General features: G+C 66.5%; 6 protein-coding genes and 1 pseudogene. 4 read left to right on the top strand and 3 right to left on the bottom strand.

Features of this window, described 5'->3' with window-relative positions:
• Positions 1-654: IS200/IS605 family accessory protein TnpB-related protein (locus tag ACWGJM_RS48725; protein ID WP_453418227.1), on the top strand; the 654-nt coding region annotated here is incomplete at its 5' end.
• Here ACWGJM_RS48725 and ACWGJM_RS48720 read toward each other — a convergent pair.
• The 3 genes and pseudogenes from ACWGJM_RS48720 to istA all read right to left on the bottom strand — a co-directional run bounded on the left by ACWGJM_RS48720 (position 644) and on the right by istA (position 2,735).
• Positions 644-934: a hypothetical protein gene (locus tag ACWGJM_RS48720; protein ID WP_453418226.1), complete on the bottom strand. Its 291-nt coding sequence runs from the start codon at positions 932-934 to the stop codon at positions 644-646. The two genes, ACWGJM_RS48725 and ACWGJM_RS48720, sit on opposite strands and share 11 nt — an antisense overlap.
• A gap of 119 nt (positions 935-1,053) precedes the next feature.
• Positions 1,054-1,386: pseudogene (locus tag ACWGJM_RS48715) on the bottom strand (ATP-binding protein); the annotation flags it as partial.
• Complete coding sequence (gene istA / locus ACWGJM_RS48710) at positions 1,383-2,735, bottom strand: IS21 family transposase (RefSeq protein WP_453418225.1); 1,353 nt, start codon at positions 2,733-2,735, stop codon at positions 1,383-1,385. The pseudogene ACWGJM_RS48715 and the gene istA, both read right to left, overlap by 4 nt.
• Positions 2,736-2,983: 248 nt before the next feature.
• Between istA and ACWGJM_RS48705 the strand changes: the two genes are divergently transcribed.
• The 3 genes from ACWGJM_RS48705 to ACWGJM_RS48695 all read left to right on the top strand — a co-directional run bounded on the left by ACWGJM_RS48705 (position 2,984) and on the right by ACWGJM_RS48695 (position 6,896).
• Positions 2,984-5,065, top strand: coding sequence for a hypothetical protein (locus ACWGJM_RS48705; protein ID WP_453418224.1), 2,082 nt, complete (start codon positions 2,984-2,986; stop codon positions 5,063-5,065).
• 2 nt (positions 5,066-5,067) lie between these two features.
• On the top strand, positions 5,068-5,511 hold the full coding sequence (locus ACWGJM_RS48700; RefSeq protein WP_453418223.1) for a hypothetical protein: 444 nt from the start codon (positions 5,068-5,070) through the stop codon (positions 5,509-5,511).
• Between the two features lie 62 nt (positions 5,512-5,573).
• Entirely contained in the window at positions 5,574-6,896 is a 1,323-nt protein-coding gene (locus ACWGJM_RS48695) for a HEPN/Toprim-associated domain-containing protein (protein ID WP_453418222.1), read from the top strand.
• Positions 6,897-7,872 lie beyond the last annotated feature (976 nt).

Below are 7,872 nucleotides of genomic sequence, written 5' to 3'. Positions count from 1 at the left end.
GGCAACCCGGTCGGCGAACCGCGCAGGTTCGACTACGACCTGACCGGCAGCGCACCGCACCGGGACGCCCAGGTCCGGCACGCCCTCGTCCGCCTCCTGCACTGGGCCGAACGCCACCACCTGGCGATCGCGATCGAGGATTTGGACTTCCAGGCGGAGAAGACCCGGGAGAAGCACGGGCGGCGCAAGCGGTTCCGCCGGCTGATCTCCGGGATGCCCACGGCGAAGCTGCGCGCCAGGCTGGTGTCCATGGCCGCCGAACTCGGCATCCCCCTGGTCGCCGTCGATCCTGCCTACACCAGCCGCTGGGGCGCCCAGCACTGGCAACGGCCCCTGACCACCACAACCCGCACCACGACACGCCACGAGGCTGCCGCCGTGGCGATCGGAAGGCGCGCCCTGGGACACCCGATCCGGCGACGGACGGCACCGCCCCCACCACACCGGAGTGATGCGGTGGGGCATCGGACCGTCCAGGCCGCATCAGGTGTTCCGGGGCGTGAGGGAACCCGCCCCCGCATTCCCGGACCACGGACACGATCCGCTGGCGCCGGACGCGGAGCGAAAGCGGGGGACCAGCGTGCCCACAACCGTTCGGGACACGCGGCTGAGCACGAGTCCTGGCACCAGGACTCACTCCCGCTCAGTCTCTAGGAACGGTGTGCTCGACGGTGCGGCCGTTGCGCAGCCAGGACAGGAACCCGGCGACCGCCGGGACGCCGAGATCGCCCCACCTTCCGGTCTCGTCACGCTGTTCCAGGAACGTCCACCACTGGGCCAGCGAGGTCGCATAGCCGCGGACCGTGTTCGGTGACCACAACTGCCGATGGGCCTCCAACCAGTCCTCGACCGGCACGACGGTCCGGTACTTCTCGTCGATCACGGTCCACGTCCGCTGCCCGTTCGCGGGCCGGACCGCCAAGCTGTGCGCCACTGATGCCGTTCCGTCTCGTTGAAGAACTCCCGTTGATAGCAATGCATCAACGACACAGAACGCTCACGGTGACGCTCGTCGCAGACAGTGAAGAGAGGGGCTCAGGACCCGTTGATAACGGGCGGCCCCAGCAGGGCCGCGTTGGCCTTGGCCTCGATGAAGGAGAGGGTGGCCAGGTCCTTGACCTTGCGCGGATCGAGCTCGGGCTGGAAGGAGAAGTCGTACTCATCCAGCGTCTTGTGATGCGGCAGCCGGGACAGCCGCAGGCCCTGGCGGAAGCGGCGGTCGTCGCGGACGGCGAGTTCCTCGGACAGCACCAGGTCGAGGAAGTCGAGGTAGCCCAACTTGGCCTCGTCCGCCCGGCGGGTGTAGTCGTTGATGGTCTCCGCCAGGTGCGGCAGGCCGAGCTTGCCGGCCGTGGTGCGGATGCGGTTGCCGGTCAGCTCGCTCAAGAGGATTCCTTCGTCGCTCGATTGGTGGTGAAGGGCCGGGTCCCGGTCAGCTCGTCATAGACCGACAGCGGTCGGCGGCCGACCTCGATCTGGGTGGCGGCGGCCCGGTTCAGCAGGGCCTGCAGCGGCCCGGCCGCCTCGCCCGGGGGCCGTTGGTGCCGGGGCCGGGGCGGGACGTCACCCGTGGTGGTCCGGCGGCCCTTTCCGGTGGGCAGGCCGTCCCAGTGACTCTCTTCGACGACACGCGTCCCGCGGCCGACCGCCCGCGGGTGCATGGCCAGCAGCGTCTCGCCGCTGACGTCGGGAGCGGTCGAGTGAAGCATGACCTGCGACTTCGTGGCCCGGATCTCGACCAGCTGGCGGGGGCGGACGCGGCGGGCGGGCACCGAGTAGAGGTTGCCGCCGAAGGCGACCAGACAGTCCTTGCCGACCGGCCGCAGGTGCCGCTCGGCCACCAGATAAGGCGTCGGCGGCAGCGGCTTGAGGGCCGCGTGGTCACGGGCGGCCCGCTCGCCGATGACCTCCCGGTGGGTCTTGTGGATCTGGGCTCGCCGCTGCGGCACCCAGGACAGGAAGGCGGCGTCCATCTCCTCGATGGAGGAGAAGGCCCGTCCGGACAGCACGTGGTCGCGGACGATCAGCACCTGCCGTTCGACACGGCCCTTGCCGGTGGGCCGGTAGGCGGCCAGCACGTCGATATCGAAGTCGTAGTGTCCGGCGAAGCCGACCGCCTCCGGGTGCAGCGGGACGGCCTCGCCGGGGGCGACGTGGCGGCGGACGACGGTCTTGGTGCGGTCGTAGACGATCGTCATCGGCACCCCGCCGAAGTGGGCAAACGCCCGGCGGTGGCAGTCGAAGAAGGTCTGCAGGTCCTGACTGGTGGTGAAGCAGCAGAATGGGTCGCGCGAGTACGACAGCGTCATGTGGAACGAGTAGACCTTCGCGATGCCCATGTGGGCGAGCGTCTTGCCCTCGTCGCCCCAGTCCACCTGAGCCTGGGCCCCGGGGATCACCTCGAACCGGCGGTGCATGCCCGCCAACTCCTTCGGCGTGATGCCGAGTTCCTCGGCGATCCGCGGGCGGGCTTCCTGAACGTAGAGCTTGGTCCGCTGGTAGTTGCCGGTGAACCCGTACTCCGTGGCCAGCCGCTCGTGGATGACGGCGGCCTTCATCAGGATCTCCGCCCGCAGCATCGAGTCGACCAGCGGCGCGAACTCGTCGATCACCCTCGCCCGGGACCGCCCGCTCGGTGACCGGCGTGGCGGTGACACAGGCCCGTCGGGAGACAAGTACTTGCTGACCGTCCGCCAGTTGAGTCCGGTCTCCTTGGCGACCTCCGACAGGCTCATGGAACCGGACTCGACCAGACCGCGAAAGCGCCGCAATTCCAGCCAGCGTTGCGGATCCAGGACCACGTCCCACCCCTCTCTGCGACCTCAACAACAGGCAGCAGAGTGCCGAGCACCGTCCCTCAACACATCAAGAACTCTGCACGTTCATCCGTACGCGGCTACGCACGTTCACGTGTACGCCGACACCAGGCGGCGAAGAAGCCGGATGCACTGCTCGATCTGGTCGAGAATCCCTGGGAAAAGCCGTGACCACCAGTGCCCTGACCGCCAAGGCAGACGAAGTCACCCCCCACACGCGAGTGCTGCACGCGCAGACCCTCAGGCCAGGATTCGGCCTGGAGGACACCTCGCGGTTCATGGATGACATCTGGGACCTGACACCCGCCTGCCACAAACTCCATGAACGATCTCTGACGTTGCACTTCGGGACTTTGCCGGTGTGCTACCGACATACGGCGAAGATGCTTTGCTATGCCGTGCTGTCCGGGCCGCTGCCGCCCGGTGAGACCCGCCCCAAGATCGCAACCGTCCGGTCACTGTTCACCGCGCTGAAGGGCTTCCTGCAGTGGCTAGACCGGCACGGCGGTCCACCCATCGGGGCTCTGACCGGGGGAGACCTCGAGGCCTACCAGAAGTACTTGCTCAAGGAACATCCCAAGTCAGCGTCCGCTCGTCAGGGCGGGCGGCGGGCTGCCCGGCACTTCTGGCGGTTCCGCACGGCCCTTGGCGAGGAGGCTGCCCTGTCTTTCGATCCACGTCATCTCGACGACTGGGGCGAATCACGCGAGGCCTCTGCGGAGAACGTGACCGCCCGCATCCCGGAGGAAGTACACGGTCCGCTGCTGGCCTGGGCCCTGAAGTTCATCGACGACTTCTCCACCGACATCCTCACGGCTGACGCAGCCTGGCGGGCAGCTCGCAGGCCGCTGCCGGCGAAGGAATGGGCGCTTCGACACGGCCGACCAGTCCGGCAGGCCGTTGAGGAACTGATCGCCCAGCACATCGCCGAGAACCGTCCGCTGCCCGGGCACCGGGGGCGCCCCAACCGACTCCAAATCGCCATACAAATGGGCTGCACCGTCGGGGCAGTCTGGTTTGCCCGCGGCATGCTCGACGAGGCCGCCACCATCGTCGGCGTCGACGACCGGACCGCCATGGCGACACCGATCACCGCCTCAATCGATGGAAAGCCCTGGCTGACCTGCATCAGTACCTACCAGGAACACGACGACAGCATGTTCCAGCTCGCCCGACTGCTGCAGATCGCCTGCTACATCGTCATCGCGTTCCTCTCCGGGATGCGGGACAGCGAGGTCAAGCACCTGCAGCGAGGTTGCCTCAGTATCGAACGGGACTCCTCCGGCACCCCATATCGATGGAAGGTCCACAGCCTTGCCTTCAAGGGTGAGGACGACCCAACCGGCGTCCCCGCCACTTGGCTGGTCGGCCAGCCCGTCTCCCGGGCCGTCCAGGTCATGGAGCGACTTCAGCCCGCCGAGAGAACCCTGCTATTCACCCGCCTCGACCACGGACCCGGCAGCATAAGGGACTCGGCGGAACGAGCTCTGACGAACGACGGCACGAACATCCAACTCAACGACTTCATCAGCTGGGTCAACCGCTACTGCAACAAACGCGGCCTTGCCGGGTCCATCCCAGACGTCGCTGGCAAATCCTGGAGGCTGAAGACCAGCCAGTTCCGACGAACCCTGGCCTGGTTCATCGCACGCAGACCTGGCGGCACCATCGCAGGCGCCCTGCAATACCGACACCACAGCATCCAAATGTTCGAAGGCTATGCGGGCACCAGCGACTCAGGCTTCCGGGCCGAAGTCGAAAGCGAGCAGGCACTCACCCGCGGCGAGCATCTGATGGCCACCGTCGAAGCTCACGAACACACCAAACTCGGAGGGCCCGCCGCAGCCGAGGCCGCCGAGCGGCTGAAGGACTTCGCTGAACGAGCCCGCTTCGGAGGCAAGGTCGTCCTCGACTCGCGACGGCTGCAGCGGATCATGGCCAAGCACGATCCGGCCGTCTATCCCGGCGAATACATCACCTGCGTCCACGACCACACCAAAGCACTCTGCGAGAAGGCCCGCACCGACCGAGGAGAAGGGCTCCCCGACCACGGTGGATGCAAGCCGCTGGCCTGCCGCAATGTTGCTCTGACCAGCAGCAACGCAGATGCCTGGAAACGCGAGCTTGGTGACATCGAAGCGCAGCTGGGCAACCGGACCGCCCTGCCACCGCTACTGCACCACCGACTCGCCGCCCGTCACGCGGAGATCAGCCGCTTTCTGAACCAGAACATGCCCGCTGCGGAGTGACCATGACTACCCGACTTGACCTGCCCCACCCCGAACGCGTCCGCAAAGCAGCGGACGAGCTCATGACACAAGCCGCCCGCAACGGCACCCGCCCAAGCGTCCTGGGCCTTGCGCAGCGCGTCGGGCTGTCCAACACCACCCTTCGCCGGCACTTCCCGGAGATCGTCGAAGCGATTGGCGCTGTCCGCTCTGGCACCGCGCCAGAACCGGCACAGGTTGCTGGCACGAAGCGCTACCAGGACCTCGTCCGCCGCAATGCGAAGATCCGCAGAGCGAACCGCGAACTCACCGATCAGCTCGCCCTTGCTCTCGCCTGCATCCAACGGCTATCCGTCGAGAACGCCAGACTCGTCGCGGCCGTCGAAGCGTCCGCCAACGTCCGCAGGATCAACGTCATGCCCCGCGGAACTGCAGCCGGCTCGATCCCTGGCCCACCGCAGAGGTGAACCATGCGGCAGCCTTGGCTTCACCACCGTGACTCGGCGACGGCACTGGAACGGAGAGGTTCGTGGGAAGTAGCTGGCGGCTGCTGACTGACCGGCAGATCTTGTGGGGCAAGAACGAGATCCCGTCCCGGCTGATGACCATCTTCCAAGAGGAAGACAAGTACATGCGAGCCGACTGGGCCCGGACCGTCGACGAGCTCAACAGCGTCCCAGCAGGCCAGGAGATCCCGCCGGAGCTTGAGGTCGCGCAGTGGGACGACGATGACGTCGACACATCCGAGCGCTTCGGTTACCGCACCACGGTCGGGACCGCCCTCACTCGTCTGAGGCTCATGGGCTTCACACCCGAGGTCAGCAGACGGTCGATGGCAGAGTTCCGAAGGTCACAGCTGAGGGAAGACGGGGAAGCAGAGGATGTCCTCCTCGTCAGGTCGGCCACGGGGGAAGAGACGCCTCATCAAATGTCGTGCGAACAAGTCGTCGCCACCGGACTTGCTGCCTACATCAAGGGGTTTATGCGTTATGGGGACACTTACGAGAACCTCGACCCGATAGAGGCAGCATGCGCGAACGACCTGGACTCTTATTTTGAGTACTACACCGAAGATCCTCGCTTCCTCCTCGCCGCTCTCCTCCTGGACCAGGACCCTCGGAACACGTTGACATTGGACCTGTCAGCCCTTCTGTCGGCTGGCTACTGCAACAGCGCCGAGGACCTGTCCGCTCAGGCCATCCATGAGCTGGGCCTCATGACCGCAAGCACCGGCCCCATCATCGTGATCACCGAGGGCAAATTCGATGCACAGGTCATACCCCGGGCACTCAGGCTTGTCTGTCCCGAAGTCGCCGGATACTTCAAGTTCTGGGACCTCGAGACCACGAAAGCCGCTGGCGGAACCGATCAGGTCGTCAAGAACATGCGAAGCTTTGCGGCCGCTGGCGTCATGAACCGAGTGATCGGAATCCTGGACAATGACACAGCTGGCCGCCAGGCAGAGAAGCAACTCGCCAGCACTCCTCTGCCGGACCATTACGCGGTCTGCAGGTTGCCCGACCTGGACTATGCGCGCTCCTACCCGACTCTCGGGCCCTCAGGCGCTTCATCCGACGACGTCACCGGTCGCGCTTGCTCCGTGGAGTTCTACTTCGGCCGAGACTGCCTGCTCGGCCCGGACGGGACGGCCATCCCAGTCCGCTGGAAGAGTCACATCGAATCCATGAACGCCTACCAGGGCGAACTGGTCAACAAGCCATACGTCCAGGAGCGGATCAAGGAGATGCTCCGAGAAGCAGAAACGAGCGGGCAGCAGCTCGGGAGCGAGTGGGATCCGATGCGCCGCTTGGCGCAGACACTGATCAGCCTGGCAGAACCCAAACCTGAGTAGGTGTGGCCCTGTTCTGAGTACGGGAGTTGGCCGGGTCGCCGGGACTTGGCGTTCGCGGACTCCGCTCACTGCAGCGGCCTACGGCGACGCAGGTCATCAGCTATCCCCTCTCCCGCAAGTCCACTGCACATCCCCGGTGACGGCGCAGATTCGCCATCCTGAGCCGTGCGTCCGCCGAGACACCGGCCGGGAGTGCGGCTGCCAGGTAGCTGAGGATCTCCGCCACTCGGTGACGGTCGCCCGGGCCCCGCACCTCCCGTCGGCGCGGCCGAGGGGCCTGAGGTGTCCTGCACGGCCTGACCAGCATGGTGTCGGGTACCACCGCGGCCTGATGTGTGGCCGCCGCACAGGCAGTGCAGGCATCGGCCAGCCTCCAGACCCTGCCGGCTCGCTCACGGGCCAGAAGCAGTCGGATAGGGCCAGCGCAGCCCCGGTGGCGAGGATGCCAGCGGCAGCCGCGCTCGCGGCATTGGCAGATGCGCAGGTGGACATCCCGTAGATCGGCTCGAGCATGGCGGGCGAGGTGGGCCAGCGCGGCTGCGCGCGCGGATGAGGGGCTGAGGCGCCCACTGTCATGGGGACAGTGCCGACAGATCAGGCTGATGCTGCCGGTGTGGGAACTCACCTCGACCGTCCATGCGCGCGCCGCCACAGGGCTGCGTAGTGTCATGAGCGCGTCCCTCCTCCGGTCGCCTCCCGTAAACACCCCGGCCGCAACTGGGCTGGGCTGGCGGCCACCGTAGTGCAGACGTCTGCCCGCCCGCTTTCCGCCTAGACCCGAAATAGGGCAGAGGTCTGCACTGACAGGGCATGGGTCTGCACCGTCGGATGGGCGTGTGACGATCTTGCCGCCCGAGCCGGACCTCGACGCTCTGCGTCTAAGGGGTGCTTTCAGAAAGCCGGATGCTTGCGGGCGAGGGTCATGCAGTGTGCGAGCTGGAGGAAGGCGTCGTGCATGTCGTCTCGGGTTTCCCAG

The sequence above is a fragment of the Streptomyces sp. NPDC054834 genome (assembly GCF_053611185.1).
This window is presented reverse-complemented; position numbering and strand designations above follow the sequence as displayed.

What these genes read in the sequence shown, in the direction of transcription:
- ACWGJM_RS48700 (WP_453418223.1), top strand. Translation starts at nt 5,068, where the DNA reads ATGACTACCCGACTTGACCTGCCCCACCCCGAACGCGTCCGCAAAGCA.
- istA (WP_453418225.1), bottom strand. Translation starts at nt 2,735, where the DNA reads ATGAGCCTGTCGGAGGTCGCCAAGGAGACCGGACTCAACTGGCGGACG.